Genomic DNA, 22,162 nt, shown 5'->3' with positions numbered 1-22,162 from the left:
AGGATTACAGACAGATACATAGATTGCACGAGTCGTGCCAAAGTTCAGAAATAAATTTAAAATACTGATTTATAGTGATTTTATGTCGAACAACGAATACAGAAAGTTTTTTATAGCACACTTTCCGTATCTAAAAAGATAGGCTTGTATCAAATCAAAAGTCTTGTAAAACACCTAACTATCAAGAAAAGCTGTTAGGTTTCTGCAGAGCATAAGGAGGAATATACAAATACCCTTCTTCTTGCACACTCACCGCCAAGCCATATTCACGCGCCAAGGCAGCAATCGCGGCGGCTTCCAATTTGCCGACGTCACTCAGGCGTTGCGCCAACATATGAACTAATTGCAAATGCTCCGACAGCAAATGACGCGTTTCATCAACCATCCGCGCCATCAAGCTTTCTACATCCTTATCTGTGACATCCTTGGCCATTTGATGCACATGATCATAAAGCACATAGTTCGCTTGATAATGTGCATCAAAACCATAACGGCGAATAAAATCTAAGGCCAAACCTGTCGCCTCTTCACGATCTTGCAAACGACCAATACTAGCCTGACCACTACCAAAATAAAGCTCCTCGGCTAAACCACCCGAGAGATAGACCTTAATCATATCGAGCAAACTGCGTTGGGTATGATAAATCTGATGCGGGAAAGTGAAACCGCCCGGATAACTACTGGCAATACGACTTTGTAATTGAATCGGTGCAATTCCAAATAGCAGCATGTAAACCACGGCATGACCGGCTTCATGCACACTGATATTAGCCACCACCGCCTCTTCATTGCTGGCACGAATTTTATCAATCCGTCCCACATAAGGGACTCGAATCAAGGCATCGCCAATCTTCGCGACTAAAGCCTGCCCCGATTCATCGTAAGCCAGCTCAATCAACTTGGCATTAATAGTGAGTGCTTCCAGCAATAAGCCCGATAAATTTACTTCCAAAATATCGGTCACGCTCGAAAACACCGGACGCACACCTTGTACCGGAAACACGCCATTACGATAAATCAGCGCCTCCAAGCTAGGGTCAACGCACAAGCTAATACCCGTACGCTTAAAGGTATCGTCTTGGACACGCTGAATTTCACGCGCAATGAGCTCGACAAAATCCTGCTTGCGCAAACTCGGATAAATCACATGAATATTGCCAAAGCGCGCCACTTGCTCTGGACGGAATTTGCGTAATAAGGCCGCCTTCACATCCATTAAGGTAATTTTTTTGGTTAAAGCATGAAAAATATCCGCATCCACGTCCGCTTCTGCTGCTTGGCGTGCCATGCTGAAGGCTTCGTCCAAATTACCGGAAATAAGAATTAAGGTTTGGGCATGATTAATAGGTTCATAAATAGTTTTTTGGCGTTTTGCGGTGAGCATTAACTCAATTAAATCCTCATCGGATAAATCGAGAAAACTCTCCATATCCATATCAATATTTAATAATTTGCGCAGCGGTAAGGTCTGCCATGGACTAAAAATACTACTCTCGTCATAAGCGCCTTCATTACCGGATTCACGCCGTTTTTGCCGTTGCTTACGCTCTAAAAAATAGTTCGCCAACAAATTATCGATTTCAGAATCTTCTTTATCGCGCCGTGCTAATTGGCCATCGGATAATAAGCCCCAAAAGTCGATGAATTTGGTCTGCGCCATTGGCTTACCTTCATCATCAATCGTATTAAAACGCTGAATTTCATCAAAAAAGACAATACTCGGCTTGCCATCATGAAAGCCATGATTATCTAAGACGCTAGAAACGGAAGATTGCCAATAGGTTTGGTCAATATTCGACAATTCAATTTCAGCAAAACGATCCTGAAACGCCAAGGCACGCACTAATTTGCGCACTAAATCGGTTTTACCCACCCCTGTCATGCCCCATAAATTGACAATCACAGGACGTTTTAATAACTCAGGCATTAAATACCAGACTTGGATATAACTAATGAGTTCATCGATGATCGCATCAATACCAACGAAATGAGTTTTCAGCTCAGTGCGGGCACGCTCTAAATCAGCTTTACGTTGTTCAATTAATGCTTTATCGAAGGCTAACATTTTTTATACCTTAGTTATTCTCATGACAGGCGCATTTCAATGCCCTGTTCTGCCATAAATTGTTTGGCTTCGGTGACAGTATACTCGCCAAAGTGGAAAATACTGGCCGCCAATACCGCGTCAGCCCCACCCCTCAAGACCCCATCCGCCAAATGCTGCAAATTACCCACACCGCCAGAAGCAATAAGCGGGATATTTACCCGATCAGTAATAGCTTTTGTTAATGCAAGATCAAAACCAATTTTGGTACCGTCACGATCCATGCTGGTTACTAATAATTCACCGGCACCATAATTTGCCATACGCTCTGCCCATTCAATCGCATCAATCCCTGATGTTTTGCGACCGCCATGCGTAAATACTTCCCAGCGTAATGGTTCACCTTCTTGACTCACGCGCTTAGCATCAATCGCCACCACAATACATTGTGAGCCAAAATAACCGCTAGCCTCACGCACTAATTCAGGATTAAAAACCGCAGCGGTATTAATAGACACTTTGTCCGCACCCGCGTTCAACATACGGCGAATATCTTCTAATTTGCGAATTCCACCTCCCACCGTTAAGGGAATAAATACTTCAGAAGCCACCGCTTCAACCACATGCACAATCGTTTCACGATTATCAGAACTGGCGGTAATATCTAAAAAAGTTAGTTCATCTGCACCTTCGCGATTGTAACGTGCTGCGATTTCAACGGGATCACCGGCATCACGAATATCCACAAAATTAACACCCTTGACGACGCGGCCATTATCCACATCCAAGCAAGGAATAATGCGTTTGGCTAAACCCATTTAACTCACCTTATCCACAAAACGCTGCGCTTCTGCTAAATCAATCGTCCCTTCATAAATCGAGCGCCCTAAAATCGTGCCCATGACACCTTTATTTTCTACCGTCAACAGCGCTTTAATATCATCCATATTTGTTACACCACCAGAAGCAATCACTGGAATGGAAATACTTTCTGCTAAACGCGCTGTTTCTTCGACATTTACACCTTGCATCATCCCATCTCGCGCAATATCGGTATAAACAATGGCACTCACACCGGCTTGTTCAAATTGCTTGGCTAGGTCAATAGCAGAAACACGCGATACTTCCGCCCAACCATCAGTCGCTACCATGCCATTTTTCGCATCAATACCGACGATAATATGCTGGGGGAATTGCTGGCATAAATTGACCACAAATTGTGGTTCTTGTACTGCTTTCGTACCAATAATGCAAAATTGCACACCAGCCTCTAAATAAGCCGCCACGGTTGCAGCATCACGAATTCCACCGCCGATTTGCACAGGAATATGGGGAAATTTTGCCGCTACTGCACGTACTACTTCGCCATTGACTGGCTTGCCTTCAAATGCGCCATTCAAATCCACCAAATGCAGACGACGTGCACCCGCATCCACCCAACGTTGGGCAACATCAACAGGATTGGAAGAAAACACCGTGGTATCGTCCATGCGTCCTTGACGCAAACGGACACATTGACCATCTTTCAGGTCGATGGCAGGAATCAGCAGCATGATAAAATCCTTAAAAATGAAGCCCACATCCTACCCAAAATCGTGATGCGATGCAGCGTAAATTGTCTAGGGTTTGAGAGTGAGTCGATAAAGCCCGCCATTGGATTCATCGGTCAGGACATATAAATAACCGTCGGGTGCTTGCTGAATATCGCGAATCCGTCCAATCGCGTTATTCAAATAACGCTCCTCCTGCCATTTGCCATTACCCACATCATGCAAACGCACTACCAAACCAAATTTTAAGGAGCCAACAAATAAATCACCTTGCCAATGGGGGTATTTATCACCGCTATAAAACGTCATTCCCGAAGGTGCAATGGAGGGAACCCAATAGTGTAAAGGTTGTTCCATTCCGGCTTGGCTAGTTTTTCCTTCACCAATGCGACCGCCCCCATATTGCTCACCATAAGTAATGATAGGCCAGCCATAATTCGCACCGGCCTTAATCAGATTCACCTCATCACCACCTTGCGGCCCATGTTCATGTGCCCAAATCGCGCCCGTTTTTGGATTCAGGGTGAGTCCTTGGATATTGCGATGCCCAAAGCTATAAATTTCGGGTTTAGCATTTTTATTATTCACTAAAGGATTATTGGTCGGCACTTTGCCATCATCCATTAAACGAATTAAGCTGCCTGCATGATTAGTAGTATCTTGTGCTAAATCTTGCCGACCACGCTCCCCTAAACCTACATACAAATAGCCTTGTTTATCAAATACAATACGACCGCCAAAATGCACCGCTCCAGTTATCCGAGGTGTAGCCTGAAATAATACTTGCAGATCACTTAAACGCCCTTCTTGATATTTGGCACGCGCTAAGGAAGTGCTATAGCCGCCTTGACCTTGTTCGGTATAACTCAAATACAACCAATGGTTTTGAGCAAACTGTGGATGCAAAGCTAAACCCAATAAACCACCTTGCCCCAGTACGGCCACTTTAGGTAAGCCCTGCACAGGGTTTGGCTGTAACTTTCCATCTTTTACGCGACGTAATTGGCCTGAACGTTCAGTGATAAGCATTTCGCCGTCTGGCAAAAATACCATACTCCACGGATAATCTAAGCCAGTGATCACCGGCACGGCTTCGAGAGACGCCGCTTGGGTCATGGGAGAAAGGGCAAGATAAACACCGAAAGCTAAACTGCTTAAAAGTTTTTTAGGCAGGTTCATGGCAGACCTCTGCGAATTAATGTAGTAATTATTCATTGTAACCCAAATCGCGGGTCGGCCAGCCAATCACCGCAGAAAAGCTGATGGCTAGTGGTAGCCACGAGTAGGTCAGCCTCGGCTAAGCGATGCTGTTTTCAATTAACACGCAAAGCCTTACAAGCCTAAACCTTCTCAAGACACTAAAGTGGCAACTTAGCCTTTTTGGTCACAATTAAATCAAGCGTCGGTCTATTTTTTAAATAGGTAATTGTTTCACTCAAACTCTTGTTAATCTCAGAATATGTAGTGGAAATATCCGAAAACCATTAAATTTAAAAAGGAGAGGCTGAATAATATTCAATTCTTCATCACCAGTTTAGATTATTAAGCCCCTATGCTTATAAGCTCGTTTTCGCATAAACAACGGTATTGCTTATTTTACCATTCGGGAGCATACGATCATTCTTATGTGTACCCTCGTATACATAACCACAACGCTCTGCAACAGCACGGCTTTTCCAATTATTTTCTGCCATTTTGATTTCAACGCGTTTGGCTTTGAGAACATTAAAAGCATAATCCTCCAATGTGACGACAGCCTCACTCATGTAACCGAAACCTACACAAGAGCTCCTCAACCAATAGCCCATTTCAAAAAAAGGAATTTGCTTGTCACGGATAATCAAACCTATTGCACCCACAAATTGGCCTGATGCTTTTGCAATAAGTGAAAAGCGTAATTCATTATCAAAATCTTGAAAATTTGCAATAGCTTGTTCAGTGTTCTTAATAGATGCCTCGACAGTCAAACTAGAAGGAACCCATGCCAAAAATTGTTTTAAGTCATTCTGGCTTTCGACAATAGCTGCCAAAATCAAAGGTTGTAGCTTCAAGGATGGAGGCAATATTTGTAGTCGTTTAGTTTCAAGCACAGTATGTTTCCTTCTATTAACCTACAACGGCTCGTGTTATAAGCACGGCGGAGAGTAAGTTGCTAAAGTCACCGCGCCCGTCATCAACACATTCTTCATGTGTGCATTTGAAGATGAAATTCTTTGATTAAATCCAATTCTAAAATATCTTTGGTGAAGAAACTCCTATTCGTCACCGCAGCACACGAATCACTACTCAGCAGACTCGGCTAAATAGGCTTTTAGCCATTCACTCAAAGCTTGATTAAGCTGCGCATAGCCTACTTCATTCAAATGCAGTAAATCTCGGCTAAACTGTGGGTGGGTTTGATTGGGTTCACCTTCCAATACATCATAAGCATCTAACACATAAACGCCTTCACCCGCTAAACTTTTTATGTAGTGATTCACGTCTTGCAGCGCTACATCGACCGCCTCTGACCAACGAATCCAATATTGCCAACTAGCCTTATTCACGGGAAACACCGTTGTCAGCAAGACCTCGCTACCACTCGCACGCACCTCCTGCACAATCTTCGTTACATTTTCTTTGCAACGCTGCACAATCGCTGCCTGCTGCTCAGGCATTTGCGCAATGACTTTTAAATCATTGACACACAATTGCAATAACACGAGATCAGGCTTTAAGGGTGCTAGATGTGCTGCAACACGATAACGCACTTGCGTAGATGTTTGATCACCAATGCCACGATTAATAAACTCTAGCCCTTGCGCGGCGGGAGCTGGCCAACCCAAAGCCCGCGAATCGCCAAAAAATACAACCCGTTTTTGCCCGATCTTTTTGTCTGCTAGCGCTGAAGGATAACGCTCTAATTCCAAGGGATTAAGCCTTACCGTTTGAGCCTCTTGATAAAACTTTTTAGTCAAATAAAACAGAGTAGCATTAGCTGCTAAAGAGCCAAGCAAGATTGCACTGAATAACCATTTCATCGTTAAACTCCACACTCTGCTTTTTGTGCAGAGATTTGTTAACATTATTCCACTTTCCCCTAACCGAGCCCTACCATGACAATGCCAAGCCGCTTAACGATTACTCAGCCTGATGATTGGCACGTCCATTTACGTTCGGGTGAATTACTGGCAACGGTATTACCATTTTCGGCACGCCACTTTGGGCGTGCTATTGTTATGCCAAATTTACAGCCGCCGATTGTTACCAGCGCCCAAGCACAAGCCTATCGTGCTGAAATCCAAGCTTTATTGCCTAACGATAGTAGCTTTACCCCCTTAATGACCCTGTATCTGACTGAGCAAACGAATAAAGCCGATGTCAAAGCTGGTTTTGAAGCCGGTATGGTCAGCGCCGTTAAATTATACCCTGCGGGTGCGACCACCAATTCTGATGCCGGTGTGCGAGACTTGGAAAAAGTCTATCCAGTGCTCGAAACCATGGAAGCCATAGGTATGCCGCTATTGATGCACGGTGAGGTAGTCGATCCTAGTGTGGACATTTTTGATCGTGAAGCAGTTTTCATTGAAACCAAATTAATCCCGCTACGTGCACACTTTCCGAAACTCAAGATCGTGTTTGAACACTTGACCACCCAACAAGGGGTTGATTATGTGCAATCCTGTGCCGAAAACACCGCTGCCACCATCACACCCCATCACTTAGTCATTAATCGTAATGCGATGCTCGTGGGTGGGATTCGCCCGCATTATTACTGCCTACCTGTCGCCAAACGTGAGTCACATCGTTTAGCCTTACGCAAAGCCGCTACTAGCGGTGATAAACGTTTCTTTTTGGGCACAGATTCTGCGCCCCATTTAGATCATGCCAAACAAAGTGCTTGTGGTTGTGCAGGGATTTTTAATGTGGCCAATACCCTAGCGGTACTGGCGCAAGTATTTGAGCAAGAAAATGCCTTGGATAAATTAGAAGGCTTTGTGTCGTTACACGGCGCAGCTTTCTACGGTTTAGCGCCTAACCCCCGTCGCCTTACTTTAGAGCGTTCAGCAACAGCACAGGCTATTCCCGAACGTGTCAAACTTTCCCAAGGTGAGTTAACTAGCTTCGACCCGATGATGCCGGTTTATTGGAGCGTCAACGCTTAGGCCATTGATTCCTTGCGATTGAGGTATTGCTGTAAGGCTTTGCCATCCTCACGTAGCATTTCCAAAGAATGCCGCAATTTACTTAACTGCCCCTCAATGGTGTGCAGTTCCGGTGTCGAGCGCCATTCAACACTAGCGAACAAGCCACTTGGTAGCGGCTGATTGGCGCGTGGTGCAGAGGCTACAGGAGATGCAGGAGTTGCAGGAGATGGTGTCGTAGGTAAAATTGGTTCGTTATTCGCGTCGCTTACAATCACGCGACGTCGGCGATACCAATACCCCAGACCTAACACCAATAATAACAATAAACTTCCCGCCTCAATTTTGCGGGACTCGGGTGAAGTTAATAGATCATACAATTGCGCTAATTTACTCTGATCACTGGCGGTTAACCCCTTAAAGGCCTGCGTTTGTGGCCCTAATGGACCAGCAGCACCCAAGGCAGACTCAGTAGTTTTTTCTGTCGCCACCTGTTGAGCCTGCTCTAACAAAGCTTCATCGCGCTCTGCTAGCTGTCGATTCTTTTGCTGAATCAAATCTTTGAAGCTGGCGATTTCTTGACGATTCGTTAAAAGCTCAGCCTGCGCTTCTCCCAGTTTTTGCTCCAAATTACTGACAGTCTTTTGTAAGTTTGTCATGGTCTCATAAACTTCCGGCATCATCGGCCCCGTTTTTACAAGACTGGAGGAAGATGGCGTTTGTGCCGCCACGTCGGCAACTTGAGCCGGTTTTGCAGTATTTTCAGGCTGACTCGCGCTTAATGTTGATGTGATGGCAGGCGGTGTCACCTGCGTAATAACAGGGTTCTCAGGACTCGGTGATTTTTTACGCTCTGCCACAGGCAGTAAAATCATCTCTTCTGCCACCTTCGTGGGTGTTTTCAGCCATGATCCCGCTTTGAGCAAACGTTTGCTACCTTTAACAAACGCTTGAGGATTTTGTTGATATAAAGCGGCGGCTAATTGTTGTTTAGTTTGTGCCTTAGGGGTTTTCAAGCGTCCAATAATACCGGCTAAGGTATCGCCTTTTTTAATCTGATAACGATGCGTAAAAGCAACATAGGTTTTGGTCGGCTCTTTAACATGACTTGATCTAGCAAACACCCCTGAAACCGCTGTAGCCGTACTTAGCGATGTTAGCGATGGACTAGCCTCGTTAAGCGGTATACTTGGCTCAACTGGTAACGCTTGTATAGCCTCGTTAATCGGCATACTTAGCTCAGCTGATAACACTTGGGCTGCCTCGTTAATAGGCATACTAGGCTTAGCTGGTAGCGCTGGTGCCACTTCCTTAGGCTTAGCTAGTAGCGGTCGTGTTACGTGCCCAGTGACGGCTTTAGTTGCTGACACCGCTGCCCCAGTGACAGGTGACTGCGGCGAATTAGCCACTTGGGTAACAGGCTCAGGCGTTTGAATATCTTGAGTAACTTGCTGTTTAAGTCGCTGATCTAAATCAATATTAAACTTTTTAAGAATATTGCCTTCTGGAGTCGTTATTTCTAGTAACACACCAAATTGAGACTGTGGAATCTTTTTATTAGAGCGCAGCACTAAAAAAGGTCGCCCACCCTCATTACGGGTAGAAATTTCAACATCTTTTAAGAAACTAGGGTGAGGAACACGTGCCTGATTATACAAGGTTGGCGGTGCAAAATTAGCTTGCACATCGGCTGCATCTAAATTGCTACTCCCTAATAATTCAATTTTAGCGACTAAGGGCTGATTAGGCTCAGAAACAGTGATCACCTCACCTAGGCTAATAGCGGCGCAGCTGAGTGGAAAAGGAAGAGTTACTAGACTAATGGCAACACGCAGTGCTTGTTTTTTCACGATAATATCCTTCACAGCCCTTTTTTATTTAAGTTTTTTATTAGAGTTAGGCTCACTCTTAGGATAACCCAGTTAAGTTGAATCGCAGATGAGTAGCTAAATGAATAGCGTAAAGGAAACTGTGTAAATGTTGATGTGAATGATATACTTTACCGTTTATCAGTTGGGAGTATCCAGATATGCGCTTATTGTTGGCCGATGACCACGGCCTGTTTCGCGAGGGATTCGCATTAGTTATTCAAACCTTATTTCCGAGTGTCGAAACAACGCAGGTTGCTAGTTGGCAAACGCTACAAAACACCTTAAATCAACAAAGTTTTGATTTAATTATACTTGATTTATTCATGCCCGGTCGACATAGCTGGGAAAAAGAACTTACTTTATTAATGACACAGCAAGATCCCCCTATACCTATTTGTATCATCTCTGCCTCCAACTCACGACATGATATACAAATGGCCTTCGAAATAGGTGTGCAAGGCTATATTTCAAAGGTCAGTGAAATTGATGAAGTGAAAACAGCGCTGAGTAAGATTATGAGTGGTCAGGTCTACGTCCCACCGAGTCTTTGGTCGAGTAACTCCTCCTTAAAAGTGGTTGGTGGCGCCAGCTTGATTACCAAGCGTCAGCAAGAAGTTCTCGGTTTACTCGCCACCGGCAAGAGCAATCGCCAAATAGCTACTCGCCTCGGTTTAAGCGAAAGCACCGTAAAAAGACATGTTTATAATATTTTCAAAGTACTAGAAGCCAACAATCGCGTTGAGGCTATTGACTGTGCCAGACAGCGGGGCATTTTAACATTGTAACTTTTAGTATAAAAATTCGACATATCCTGTAAAATGTTACTCCGCATTAGGGGGATACTTTCTAAAGGATAGGTCATGAGTAGCTCAAAAGGCTGGCTGGGGAGCCTAGTTGACAGAATTAACACCGAACAATTAATGACATTTCTAATCAGCGCTATTCCCGAATTAGATAATGACTACCAAGCCTTACAAACGTATTTGCAAGCCAATGATTGGCCAGCTGCTGCACGTCAAGCCTATAAGTGCAAATCTGTGGTTAAATTATTAGGGATGAATGACTTGCTCGACTATTTAGTAGCGATTGAAAATACCAATTTGCCTGTCATTGCTAATGCTGAATTTCATCGTGACTTAGCACTTTGTTATTACACTTATATCCATCATATGAAATCTTACCTAAACGAACAAACCTCCTAACTCTACAACATAAACAAACACCTATTTTATATTCTAAATAACAACTCAACACCCCTATAAAATCATTCAAAAAAAATACCTAATCAGCTTTCACTGATCAGGCATTTTAGTGACAGGCTATTAAATAACCTTAAGTATTAGGTATGTTGTGCACCATGATAGAGTCGAATGACATGGCGAGCTTCAGCAAAAAATAACCAGCGCTCTGCGCCCAAACCAGCTAATACGGAAGCAAAGGCCAATAAAGCAGCGCCAACCCCTAAATAATCGGTAGCAACACCTGCTAATAATAAGCTCGGCACGAAAAAAGCTAATACGAAAACACCTACTTTAAGATTCTTTAATAAACTAGGATCAGCTTGATAGCCAAATTCCTGATTTAAGAAAGTACCGGCCGAATGCCCAGTGTCAAGCAAGCGTACTTGCGCCCGCGTGAAGCCTGTAGCGGTGTTAATAGTAGGCCCTGTTACTTTATGTACCCAAAAATAGTAAATAGCTTTAGTCAATGCCGTTAAAATCAATAAGCCAATGCCAGTTATAGCCATGCTAGCCGCAAATACTTTATTACTTAACAAAACCAGTGTTAATAACACCGCACCACTCGTTAAGCTCATTAGAATATAATTCGCAGGCGTTAAAGCCGTATGCCATTGACGAATCGTTTTAAGACAAGCGTAAATCATACCCGTACTAAATACCGTGGCTAATCCTATAATAATTACACTGAGCGCTAATAACTTTATAAACGTCGTCGTTTCATGATCACTCATAAAAATCGCCAGCAAGTATAATAAGGCGCTAGGATAAAATAAAATAGCGAATACCCCTTCTCGGGATAACCACGAAGTCTTAAAACGCATAACAGCACGCCAGGCATTTTTGGGATTCGCTAAGTGCAAGGTAGAAGATAATAAACCCGCTGTAATTAATACTAGGGCAATCCCCCCTGCTATTAAGGTGGTTTTGGTATTTAAAGACGCTAGACCAAATAATTGCGCAATCGCTAGCCAAATGAATAAGCCATAACCCGCACCGGAGGAAACGGTAAAGAAAATAACAGAAAAAGCTGGATGCATGGCAAATTCTCCTTAACGCGCAACAGCTTGGTTGACCCATTCTTTCACCGAACTAATCAGTGATTTCTTTTTCACATCATTAGTCGGAATCGGACGGGTTACGCGCGGTGGTAAATAACGATTGGTAGGGTTATAACCCAGTTCAGGCATGAGGGCATAGCCACCCCGCTCGCGTACTAATTTGCTCACATTAGAATTGGGGTCATCAAAATCCCCGAAATGACGTGCATGAGCAGGACAAGTAATGACGCAAGAGGGCTGACGATCATATTCATCAAGGCGCTCATCGTAGATACGGTCAATACACAGGGTACATTTCTTCATAGTACCCGAAGCACGATCTAATTCTCGCGCCCCATAAGGGCAGGCCCATGAACAATAGTTACAGCCCATACACTTATCTTGATCGACTAACACCACTCCATCTTCCGCACGCTTATAGCTTGCACCCGTTGGGCAAACATCGACGCAGTCAGCCTGTTCGCAGTGCATACATGACATTGGGAAATTGATGGTTTTATTATGCGGGTAATCACCCACTTCATAGCTACGAATACGATTAAACCAGACACCACTGGGGTCTTTACCATAGGGGTTGTAATCGGTGAGTGGCCCTGTGGTACCTGATGTATTCCATTGCTTACAGGACACCGCGCAGCCGTGACAGCCAACGCAGACATCCAGATCAATGACTAAACCTAATTTCATTGTTCCTTACTCCTTATTCGCTGTGCCACGTTGACCGTCATGTACACTGCCACGACTTAATACATCCGCCAGTGGACGCTCTAAATTTACAGCTTTATGCGCTTGGTACCGCAAAATATCAGGGGCAACATGGGCATTCGGTAAGGGCTTAAGCGCGGGGAAAGTCGGCCATGTACCGGTTTCACCCTCTGCGGCTGGAGATACTTTCACTTTCAAATCATACCAAGCGGCCTGTCCCGTAATCGGATCCGAGTTGGTGACATTATCCAGTGCATCATTTTTCACCGGTAGCAACTCCGAAATCAGATGATTCATCAAAAAGCCATCATTTGACTCATTGGCGTCTTCCTTTAAACCCCACGCGCCTTTTTGCTTACCAATCGCATTCCAAGTCCACACCGTATCGTATTGACAGGCCTCGACCAGCTTAACTTGCACACGAATCTTGCCATGATGTGATTCTACCCAGCACCAGGCCTCATCCTGAATACCTAATGCCGCGCCGCGCTGACGATTCATATACAAAAAGTTCTGCGCACAGATTTGACGTAACCAAGCGTTTTGCGAATCCCATGAGTGATACATGAACATAGGGCGCTGATTCACGGCAAACAATGGATATTCATCTTCATCAATCCGACACTGTTCCAAAGGCTTGTAATAGAATGGTAGGGGATTGAAATAAGTACTCAAACGTTCTTTATGGTGAGCTTCAGTTGGCATGGGGCCATCGTACAAACCCTGCCCTGCTAACTTGAAGCGCTGCTGGGTTTCAGAATAAAGTTCAATCACGATCTGATGGGTGGAACCGACCCACGCAGCATTTTTAGCAAACTCCAAATAATCCTTATTGGCGTGACGGTAGTAGCGGATATGTTCCGGCAAGTGCATTTCAAAGAACGCCCCATTTTCTGCATAACGCTCCCACTGTTTAGGATTGGGCTTACCGCGCAGATGCACTTCATTGCCCTCCTCGTCTAAACGCCACCCCGCTAAAAAGCCAATCCCTGGTTCTTTTTGCCAATTGATAATAAAGTCTTTATAACTTTCATATTTGCGCGAGCCATCAGCATTAGTCAGCGCCGGAAATCCCAAACGCATTCCCATTTCGAGCTGCACTTCCTGCCATGACAGCACATCCCGATCCGGTCTAATCACTTGTTGGCGAATCGAATCACAGGCCGCATGTGGCTCAGAAATCGGGCGATCCAGCATGGAAATCGTGTCCCAACGCTCCAGATAGGTCGTATCAGGAATAATCAAATCAGCGAAATTAACCATTTCTGAGTGATAAGCATCAGACACCACAATAAATGGAATCTTATACTCCCCACCCACCTCTTTCTCACGCAGCATGTCCTGAATTTCGGCGGTATTCATGGTCGAATTCCACGCCATATTCGCCATAAACATCATGAGCGTATCGATTTTGTAAGGATCACCCTTCACCGCATTCGTGATTACCATGTGCATGAGGCCATGATTCGACATTGGCGCATCCCATGAATAGGCCTTATCAATACGCTTCGCCTTGCCCTTGGCGTCCATTACCAAATCTTCAGGCCCTGTCGGAAAACCTAAGGGTGGTCCTTTCAATGGCGTATTCGGCGCGCAATCTTTGGCAGGCTTAATCGCAGGTGGAATATGTTTTGGATAAGGCGGTTTAGCTAAATGCCCACCAGGCACATCTACCGTGCCGAGCATAATTTGTAAGAAGTGAATCGCACGACAGGTTTGGAAGCCATTAGAATGTGCTGAAATACCACGCATGGCGTGCATAGAAACAGGACGCCCAATAAATTTATAATGCTTACGTCCTGCCCAATCGGTCCAACCCTCGGGGACATCCACTTCAATGCTTTCTTTAAAGGCCACATGCGCCATTTCTAACGCTAAGCGCTCGATTTGCTCGGCGGGAACACCGCAAATATTGGCGGCATTTTCTGGTGAATATTGCTCATCCAGATATTCTTCCGCAATCAGCGTCATAACCGACTTCACTGGCTTGCCCTGCACTTCACCCTCATAAAATAATGCAGGTGTAATACTGGGACGCGTACCATCAGTCGCTGCTGTTAGCCTCATATCCCAAACCAGCGGTTTACCTTCAGCATCACGTAGTAGTAAGCCATGCCCTGTTTGATTCGGCGTGTGTACCACCAAATAAGCGGCATTCGTATAACGAATCAGAAACTCCCAATCAAATTGATTATTTTTTAGTAATACATGCAGCATGGAAAGCGCGAGTATGGCGTCAGTACCCGGCTTAATCGCAACCCACTCATCTGCTATCGCTTGGTAACCCGTGCGCGCAGGATTGATACCAACGAATTTGCCACCGTTACGCTTAAGCTTTTCGAGGCCAATCTTGATCGGATTGGAAGCATGATCATCTGCGACCCCCCACATCATGAAATATTTAGTTCGATCCCAGTCTGGATCACCAAACTCCCAGAAGGCGTGTCCCATGGTATAAAGACCACCTGCTGCCATATTGACCGAGCAAAAGCCGCCGTGTGCTGCCCAATTCAACGTACCGAATTGTGACGCCCAAAAGCCTGTGAGGGCTTGCATCTGGTCGCGCCCCGTAAAATAGGCCAGCTTTAAAGGGTCAGTTTCACGAATTTTACGTAAACGTGCTTCGAGAATATCAAGCGCTTCCGCCATACTAATGGCTTCAAATTCGCCCGCACCGCGCTCGGTGCCTGCTTTACGTCTTAAGGGGGATTTTAATTTAGCAGGCGAATTCTGCTTCATGATGCCTGCATTGCCCTTGGCACACAGTACACCTTTATTGATGGGATGATCGCGGTTACCTTGAATATAACGGACTTTATTATCTTCAACCGTGACCTTAATACCACAACGGCAGGCGCACATATAACAAGTGGTCGCTTTGACCTCCTGCTGACTGCGCTTTTCGAACTCGGGCAATGCGCTCATCTGTACCTCTGAATATAGTAATACAGTAATATACTTAAGTTCGCATCTTGCTCGATATTTCCCAAGCTTTCAACAATATATTTTATCTACATAAATAAATTTATCTTATCAAAAGACCAATTTTCACCGCTGATCAAGCAAACTCGACAGCTTATATAAGCTATTTCTTATTTATCATCCGATTCGTGCCGCTAAGAAAGAGACACTTAACAGCTTTAGCTAGCTGACGCCTAAAGTTGGCTTATCGAAAATTAAATTAATTAATGAAAAGTTAATTTTATTCAGGATGCGCACGATGAATGTTCAATCCAACATGGCACTGATCTTAGGATGCTTACTGAGTGGTTTAAGTCCCTTGAGCTATGCACTGAGCGACCCTTTAACTAGCAGCGAGCTAAATCTTGCCCGACAAGCCACGCAAGCCATTATGGTGCCTCGCTTACAACAGGCTGCACGTAGTGTGTCGAATACCGAAATAGAAACCTCGCCCACGCTGGAGCAATTATTAGTGGAGCGCCGCCCAAGCGACAAGGCACAGCCCAACCAACGTTTAGCCGATGTCTATAGCTATGATTACAGCGTTGATGAAACTATTCATGCCGTCGTCGACTTAGCCAACGGCCAAATCTTATCGAGTGAACGCTTGAAGCAGCAACATTTGCCCTTGACCGAGCGTGAAATCACGCGAGCACGCCAATTGATCTTCGCGGATGCTGAACAAAGTGCGCTAATTAAACAAGAATACAAACGCATCACTGGTAGTGAGTTAATCAATCCTGACTCATTGAATATTAAAGCCTTTAGCTTTAGTGCCGATTCCCTACCAGAACGTTTAAATGCGGCTTCACAAACCTGCGGAATACAACGTTGTGCGCAAGTATTGCTCTATACCCACGATGACATCGTTTTTGAAGTCAGCCCGATTGTTAATTTATCGGTGGGTCTTGTTACACAAACGATTGGTTTCTAAGTGGAGCTAACCCATGAAAATATTTAACTACTTGGTTTTATTGGCGACCCTCAGTGCCTCTACCGCTTATGCTAATCCCAATAATACTTGTGAAGGCCAGAACCTACGTAAAACTTTTGCATCCGGTGCCGCCTGGAATTTCTGCTGGACGATTCGCGCTCAGGAAGGCTTGGTGCTATCGCAAGTACACTATCAAGCACCTTATGGGACCTATCGCCGTGTTCTTGGCGAGGCCGCTTTAGCCCAAATTCAAGGTAATTTTGATGATGCTCTGGTGGGCTCCACTTTTGTTAGCACCCAAATAGGCTTAGGTGGAAATAATAGCCTAAGCTTAAAGCCGCAAGATTGCCCGTCCGGCACTTTACAAAACTTTAATGGCCGTCCAGTGCTGTGTACCCGTAACTTGCAAAGCGGCTATTTGTATAAATATGAGGATCGACAACGCCAATCCGAGCGCTACGAAATTAGCACCAACGCGAAGATTGGTTCACGCCTTTATACCTTGCGCTGGACATTCCACGAAAACGGTACGCTAGAGCCCGCAATAGGTTTGAGTGGGACCTTACCTTCTGTGAATACCAGTAATGCTGCCTTTGGTTGGCCTTTAAATACTCAAGGCACTATCGCCAGTAGTTTCCTAGATCACTACTTATGGCGCTTAGATTTTGATTTGGATAGCACCGCCAGTAATGATGTTGTGGAAGAAATTATTAGCACACCTAGCGCTGATAAATTACGCAAAACGCGCTCCTTCTCGATTGTACAAACGGAAGTAGGTCGACGCTTTGAACCTGAAATAAAACGTTTCTGGCGAGTACGCGATGGCGCTATTCATGGAGGCAATGGGATTGGTTATATTTCCTACGAAATTGTACCCAATGCCTATGATCAAAGCCGCGCCAATCCTTTTAATGAGCCTTGGCTAAGTAACGATATTTGGTTTACCACCTTCAAAAATTGTGAGCGTTTCGCAATCGATAATTCAAACACCACCAACTGCGCTAGCTCAGTCAATCAGTTCACTGATAATGAACCCCTAAATCAAGCCGATGTAGTGGTTTGGTATAAACACACTCAACATTTTCTTCCACGGGGCGAGGATAGCAATTTAATCGGTACGCGTTGGAGTAGCTTTCAATTAGTTCCGCGCGATTGGAATGCACAAAACATGTTTTAAGGTAAGCGACGATGAAACCACTGAAATATGTAAAACTATGCAGCGTACTGTTAAGCAGTGCTTGTCTCAATACAGCCTGTTTATCACCTATCCCGAGTAAACCCTCTTGGAGTTTATCTCAGCTCAGCTCCAAAGGTCTTTACCAAGCCCATTTAAGCTGTACTAACCTCCCCAGTGTGGGCGAGTTTCAAGACTGTCGTGTGCGTCTGATGGAAATAAATGGCAAACCACTCATCAAGGCTGAAATTGCAGTCGATGGTGGTATGCCAGCTCATGGTCATGGCCTACCCACAGCCCCACAAGTTACCTTAGTGAATGACCAAGGTGTCTACAAAATCGAGGGGCTGAAGTTCAATATGACCGGCGCTTGGTTGTTAGGGTTTATGATTAAAACACCCGAACAACAAGATAAAGTGGTATTTGATTTTGTGATTTGAGATGAAAATCATGTGGCGATTCTGGCAAATCCTTCTAAGAGTGGTGTTGATCACCCTGATTGGCCGCGTTAGTGCCAACTATTTTGCTTCCGCTGATCTCGTTTGGACAGCCCAAGAATGGCAAAAAATTGAATCGCTGAGTTTAGCAAATTTGCCTACTAAGCCCTCTGATCCATCCAATCGCTTTGCCCAAGATCCGGAAGCTGCACGATTTGGTCAAGCTTTATTTTTTGACAAGCGCCTCAGTCGTAATGGCTCTATTAGTTGTGCTTCTTGTCATCAACCTGACAAGGCGTTCGCGGATGGTTTGGCCATTACTCGTGGTTTAGGAGTTGGTAAACGTAATGCTCCTTCTTTATATGGTGCTGCTTATCAGACGTGGTTTTTTTGGGATGGCCGCAAAGATAGTCTGTGGTCACAAGCTTTAGCGCCGCTAGAAGATGAGCATGAACACGGCTTAACCCGAACCGATCTACTTAAAAAGGTGTTTAGTGATCCTCAGTATCGCAACCAATACCAGCATATTTTCCAACTCGAACCCTTAGACACCAATACCTTAGTTAGCGCTAAACCTTCAGGTAGCGTCGCAGAAATTCGTGCATGGAATGCTTTATCTGGCCAAGAACGTCAACAGATTGACCGACATTTTTCCAATATAGGCAAGGCCTTAGCGGCTTATGTCAGCAGCCTTCCGGTTCAACCAACGCGCCTAGATAAATACATTAGCGCCAAGCAAACAGGGTCTAGTCAAACGATCTTGAGTCCGCAAGAACTGAAAGGTTTACGCCTTTTCATTAGTCCTAAAGCACAATGTATTAATTGCCACAGTGGCGCTTTGTTAACGAATCAAAGCTTTCACAATATCGGTACCAGTACGCCTAACCACGATAGCGGACGTGCCGCTGTTTTAGATGAATTACGGCTTGATCGCTTTAATTGCCTTGGCGCATTCAGTGATGCAAAGTCGGACACTTGTCACGAACTCAACTTTCTACAACGCAGCCGCCATCAAAATTACGGGGCTTATAAAACGCCATCCTTACGCAATATCAGCAAAACCGCACCCTATTTTCATGACGGGCGTTTTAACAATTTAGAAACCGTTTTGGATTACTATGTGACGGCAAGCCACAAAACCAATGCAGGTATTCACTTGAGTCCCCTATCCTTAAGTTCAGAAGAAAAACAACAACTTCTTGCTTTTCTTAAAACGTTGGATGCTATTACAAACGAAAGACTATGACTTGCTGACGGAGAAGCACTATAGTCAGCGCGTTGAATAGTTAAAATGTAGTCATATGGATAAAAAATTAAAAGTAGGTGTTGCTCTGGGCAGTGGCTCAGCACGCGGTTTAAGCCACATCGGCGTTTTAAAAGCACTGGAAGAGTTACAGCTACAACCCGACATTGTTTGTGGTTGCTCAAGTGGAGCGATTGTGGGTGCCGCTTATGTTGCCAATAATTTAGATCGTTTTGAAACATGGGTCTTAAGCTTACAGCGGCGTGATTTATTACGTTTCTTTGAAATTAATCTTTCCATGAATGGTGTCATGGATAAAACCAAAATCGAGCAAGATTTTAATGATTATGTCTGCGCTCGCCGCCAATCGATTGAAGGCTTATCACGCAAATTCGCTACCGTCGCTACCGATCTTGAGTCTGGGCAAGAGATTTGGTTAGAAACAGGTTTAGTCATGGATGCGGTGTTCAGCTCTATTGCACTACCCGGTTTATTTGCACCTTACTATTACCAGAATAAATGGCTCGTCGATGGTGGTTTACTCAATCCTGTCCCCGCTTCCTTATGCCGAGCCTTAGGTGCTGATGTCATTATTGCCGTCAATTTGAATGAGCTTGCTGAACGACGTGGCTTTAGAGAAAAAGAGAAGCCTGAATCAGAAAGCCTAGCGTTGCCAGCCTTGCCAGCACCCACTAAAAAATCATCTACACAAGCAGCCTTGGAAGAGCTGTTAGGTTCTCGCTCCCAATTAGTAAGTAATGTCTCAAATTCTATTAAATCGTATTCAAGCTTTATCAATAGCTTGAAAAATGGCGACCCACAACCACCGGGCTTAATTGATATTTTTGCCCGTTCGATTAACATTATGCAAAAACAAATCGCTACCACGCGCCTGCAGTTTGATGCACCAGATGTTATTCTGAGCCCCAAAGTCAATGATATTAGCCTCTTAGAATTTCATCGGGCGCGGGATGCCATTGATGAAGGCTACGCTTGTGTACAGCGGGTGCGCCCAGAACTAGAAGCTTTAGTAGAAAAAGTTTATCAATAGGAAAAATAACTTGTTTAAATCATTATTTCAGCGCTCCTCCACTCAGCAGCGCTATTTAAAAATACTCTTTGTCGTTTTATTACTCTTAGGCTTAGTGGCTGCACTCATGCCAACGGAAGATTTGCCCAAAGCTAATGACAAGATGATGCATACATTCGCCTTTTTCGGCTTTGCTGCTTTATTAGATATGGCAAGCAATCGAAATTTCTTACGCTTCCAAGTCCCCATCTTATTAGGCTATGGTATTTTGATTGAGTGCCTACAATACTTTACGACATGGCGCAGTTTCTCAGTTGCGGATTTTGTAGCAGATGCCTTGGGCGTCTTACTCTATTGGCTACTTTTCCGCGCCATTTTACAAGTTAAGCCTCGTTATGCTTAAGGCTTAGTTTCCGCAGGAGCTTGTTCTATTGTTGGAGCATCTTCTTCGGATTCGGGCGATGCAATTTCCTCATCTAGCTCCTCCACACCGGGCAAGCTAGACTCCGAATAAGGCTGCACCTCAGCATTCTCAAGCTGATACCCGGCCTTTGCCGCGTCTGTCACAAGACTTTCTACTTTCAAATCACCGATAACAGAAACCGGCTGATACATGTCCGACACGGCAATACTCTGTCCAACTTTGGGCTTGACCCAAATAATTTGATTAGCTGGCGGCGGTGGCATATCCAGCGAAGAGCCTATATAAGGCACTAATAAAAACTCTGAGACTTGCCCATCTTTTTCTGCTAATGGTGAGACATAACCAGCAATTTGTATCCGTTTTCCAGCTAGTGCTGGATTAGTAGGCGCTTTGCTAAAGTCGTCCATAATAGTATCCAACAACGCTTTTTCTTCGGGTGAGTCTTTCGCTACTTGGGTGATTTGGCCTTGATACTTCGCCATCATGGTTTCAACATCTGCCCCTTGAGGCGTTAAGTGATTCCATGTTAACTGTAATATGCCATTTTCTTGTTTAGTATCTACTGTAGTAGGTACTGGCTCCGCTGTGCTTTGCGGCGTAGTACTACTAGCTGGTTTTTCTGCGGCCACTACAGTATTAGGCTTTGTTTGAGCCGACTCTGAAACAGCTGATTTATCACTGCAAGCACTTAGGCTAAGGATTAAGCCGGAGACGGCAAATACTATAAGCGTTGATTTCATGGACTTAAAAAGACTTATGTTCATTTATTAGTATAACAATAGCAAACAAAGGCTAAAAACGACACATAGAAAAAAGCCAGGTTAAAAACCTGGCTAAAAAACGCAAAGGAAGGGCTAAGACCTCTGCGTTAAGTCAGAGTCCGCGCTAACAGACTCTAGGGGCTAACAATAAATTGTCTAAGTCATAAACCATAGAAATTTGCGATATAATCTGCTTCTTGAGTGTTAAGTGGTTTTTGTGGCACTTTGTTGTTGGGCACGACGGGTTTATTATTCGATGCAGTCAGTACTACATTGTTTTGTGGCACATTACTGGACGGCAAGGTTCTAAAAATTGCAGGGACACTACTAATAGTTTGATTGGGTTGCTGTGCGCTATAAGCGGCGTAAGCTTGTTTCTCCCAACTCTGATAGACGTAATTTTGTTCTATACCTGAGCAACCGGCTAATGTTGTTCCACATAACACAGCCAAGGCTAACCGTTGGGTCGGTCTTATTATTATGGCTTTCATGGTCTTTGTCTTGGGGTTTGTTTGTATGCTTTGAATATTATCAAATTAATTAATTAACGCATTCAAATTATAGATAAAAGGCGAGATCAGCGATAATTGGTTGAAATGAGCAGA

The 22,162-nt window shown here is 44.4% G+C and carries 21 protein-coding genes; 9 read left to right on the top strand and 12 right to left on the bottom strand.

The genetic code is table 11. The features are described from left to right. Positions 1 to 181: 181 nt before the first annotated feature. From A3IE_RS0106790 to A3IE_RS20115, 6 genes are all read right to left on the bottom strand, one after another. On the bottom strand, positions 182 to 2,065 hold the full coding sequence (locus A3IE_RS0106790) for an AAA family ATPase (RefSeq protein WP_020394853.1): 1,884 nt from the start codon (positions 2,063 to 2,065) through the stop codon (positions 182 to 184). A 20-nt stretch (positions 2,066 to 2,085) separates the two neighbouring features. Then, positions 2,086 to 2,862: an imidazole glycerol phosphate synthase subunit HisF gene (hisF, locus tag A3IE_RS0106785; protein WP_020394852.1), complete on the bottom strand. Its 777-nt coding sequence runs from the start codon at positions 2,860 to 2,862 to the stop codon at positions 2,086 to 2,088. Further along, positions 2,863 to 3,597 (bottom strand): 1-(5-phosphoribosyl)-5-[(5-phosphoribosylamino)methylideneamino]imidazole-4-carboxamide isomerase, encoded by a 735-nt coding sequence (gene hisA, locus A3IE_RS0106780; RefSeq protein ID WP_020394851.1) that lies wholly within the window; start codon positions 3,595 to 3,597, stop codon positions 2,863 to 2,865. It lies immediately after the preceding gene. A gap of 66 nt (positions 3,598 to 3,663) precedes the next feature. Continuing rightward, entirely contained in the window at positions 3,664 to 4,773 is a 1,110-nt protein-coding gene (locus tag A3IE_RS0106775) for a PQQ-dependent sugar dehydrogenase (protein WP_110721379.1), read from the bottom strand. Between the two features lie 377 nt (positions 4,774 to 5,150). Then, entirely contained in the window at positions 5,151 to 5,684 is a 534-nt protein-coding gene (locus A3IE_RS0106770) for a GNAT family N-acetyltransferase (protein ID WP_020394849.1), read from the bottom strand. A 192-nt stretch (positions 5,685 to 5,876) separates the two neighbouring features. After that, positions 5,877 to 6,614 (bottom strand): SGNH/GDSL hydrolase family protein, encoded by a 738-nt coding sequence (locus A3IE_RS20115; protein ID WP_020394848.1) that lies wholly within the window; start codon positions 6,612 to 6,614, stop codon positions 5,877 to 5,879. A gap of 75 nt (positions 6,615 to 6,689) precedes the next feature. Between A3IE_RS20115 and pyrC the strand changes: the two genes are divergently transcribed. Further along, a complete protein-coding gene (gene pyrC, locus A3IE_RS0106760; RefSeq protein ID WP_020394847.1) occupies positions 6,690 to 7,739 on the top strand; it encodes a dihydroorotase in 1,050 nt (349 codons plus the stop codon). Here pyrC and A3IE_RS0106755 read toward each other — a convergent pair. Next, on the bottom strand, positions 7,736 to 9,568 hold the full coding sequence (locus A3IE_RS0106755) for a type IV pilus assembly protein FimV (protein WP_020394846.1): 1,833 nt from the start codon (positions 9,566 to 9,568) through the stop codon (positions 7,736 to 7,738). The genes pyrC and A3IE_RS0106755 overlap by 4 nt on opposite strands. Positions 9,569 to 9,747: 179 nt before the next feature. Here A3IE_RS0106755 and A3IE_RS20110 point away from each other — a divergent pair, with 179 nt between their 5' ends. Together A3IE_RS20110 and A3IE_RS0106745 are read left to right on the top strand one after the other, a co-directional pair. Beyond that, a complete protein-coding gene (locus tag A3IE_RS20110; RefSeq protein ID WP_020394845.1) occupies positions 9,748 to 10,374 on the top strand; it encodes a response regulator transcription factor in 627 nt (208 codons plus the stop codon). Between the two features lie 75 nt (positions 10,375 to 10,449). Further along, positions 10,450 to 10,791: a hypothetical protein gene (locus tag A3IE_RS0106745; RefSeq protein ID WP_020394844.1), complete on the top strand. Its 342-nt coding sequence runs from the start codon at positions 10,450 to 10,452 to the stop codon at positions 10,789 to 10,791. A gap of 137 nt (positions 10,792 to 10,928) precedes the next feature. Here A3IE_RS0106745 and A3IE_RS0106740 read toward each other — a convergent pair whose 3' ends face one another. From A3IE_RS0106740 to A3IE_RS0106730, 3 genes are read right to left on the bottom strand one after another with little or no spacing between them, the layout of a single operon-like run. After that, positions 10,929 to 11,867 (bottom strand): dimethyl sulfoxide reductase anchor subunit family protein, encoded by a 939-nt coding sequence (locus A3IE_RS0106740; protein WP_020394843.1) that lies wholly within the window; start codon positions 11,865 to 11,867, stop codon positions 10,929 to 10,931. Positions 11,868 to 11,879: 12 nt separating this feature from the next. Further along, positions 11,880 to 12,575 carry a 4Fe-4S dicluster domain-containing protein gene (locus A3IE_RS0106735; protein WP_020394842.1) on the bottom strand — a complete coding sequence of 232 codons (696 nt, stop codon included), beginning with the start codon at positions 12,573 to 12,575 and terminating at the stop codon, positions 11,880 to 11,882. Between the two features lie 6 nt (positions 12,576 to 12,581). Then, the gene (locus tag A3IE_RS0106730) at positions 12,582 to 15,518 is read right to left on the bottom strand and encodes a molybdopterin oxidoreductase family protein (protein WP_020394841.1); all 2,937 of its coding nucleotides are present in this window, start codon (positions 15,516 to 15,518) and stop codon (positions 12,582 to 12,584) included. Positions 15,519 to 15,813: 295 nt separating this feature from the next. Here A3IE_RS0106730 and A3IE_RS0106725 point away from each other — a divergent pair, with 295 nt between their 5' ends. The 6 genes from A3IE_RS0106725 to A3IE_RS0106700 are packed head-to-tail and all read left to right on the top strand — an operon-like array spanning position 15,814 to position 20,775. After that, positions 15,814 to 16,488, top strand: a complete 675-nt coding sequence (locus A3IE_RS0106725) for a hypothetical protein (RefSeq protein ID WP_020394840.1) — start codon at positions 15,814 to 15,816, stop codon at positions 16,486 to 16,488. Positions 16,489 to 16,501: 13 nt separating this feature from the next. Further along, the gene (locus A3IE_RS0106720) at positions 16,502 to 17,665 is read left to right on the top strand and encodes a copper amine oxidase (RefSeq protein ID WP_020394839.1); all 1,164 of its coding nucleotides are present in this window, start codon (positions 16,502 to 16,504) and stop codon (positions 17,663 to 17,665) included. Positions 17,666 to 17,676: 11 nt separating this feature from the next. After that, the gene (locus A3IE_RS20105; protein ID WP_020394838.1) at positions 17,677 to 18,102 is read left to right on the top strand and encodes a FixH family protein; all 426 of its coding nucleotides are present in this window, start codon (positions 17,677 to 17,679) and stop codon (positions 18,100 to 18,102) included. A 10-nt stretch (positions 18,103 to 18,112) separates the two neighbouring features. Next, positions 18,113 to 19,345, top strand: coding sequence for a cytochrome-c peroxidase (locus A3IE_RS20100; protein WP_157832845.1), 1,233 nt, complete (start codon positions 18,113 to 18,115; stop codon positions 19,343 to 19,345). 55 nt (positions 19,346 to 19,400) lie between these two features. Beyond that, positions 19,401 to 20,393: a patatin-like phospholipase family protein gene (locus tag A3IE_RS0106705; protein WP_020394836.1), complete on the top strand. Its 993-nt coding sequence runs from the start codon at positions 19,401 to 19,403 to the stop codon at positions 20,391 to 20,393. A gap of 10 nt (positions 20,394 to 20,403) precedes the next feature. Further along, a complete protein-coding gene (locus A3IE_RS0106700; RefSeq protein WP_020394835.1) occupies positions 20,404 to 20,775 on the top strand; it encodes a VanZ family protein in 372 nt (123 codons plus the stop codon). Here the strand turns inward: A3IE_RS0106700 and A3IE_RS21950 are convergent. Together A3IE_RS21950 and A3IE_RS0106690 are read right to left on the bottom strand one after the other, a co-directional pair. Then, complete coding sequence (locus A3IE_RS21950; RefSeq protein ID WP_020394834.1) at positions 20,772 to 21,536, bottom strand: DUF3299 domain-containing protein; 765 nt, start codon at positions 21,534 to 21,536, stop codon at positions 20,772 to 20,774. The genes A3IE_RS0106700 and A3IE_RS21950 overlap by 4 nt on opposite strands. A gap of 182 nt (positions 21,537 to 21,718) precedes the next feature. Further along, on the bottom strand, positions 21,719 to 22,048 hold the full coding sequence (locus A3IE_RS0106690) for a hypothetical protein (protein ID WP_033406597.1): 330 nt from the start codon (positions 22,046 to 22,048) through the stop codon (positions 21,719 to 21,721). Between the last annotated feature and the right edge of the window lie 114 nt (positions 22,049 to 22,162).

This window comes from Thiolinea disciformis DSM 14473, from assembly GCF_000371925.1.
Lineage (GTDB): Bacteria > Pseudomonadota > Gammaproteobacteria > Thiotrichales > Thiotrichaceae > Thiolinea > Thiolinea disciformis.
This window is presented reverse-complemented; position numbering and strand designations above follow the sequence as displayed.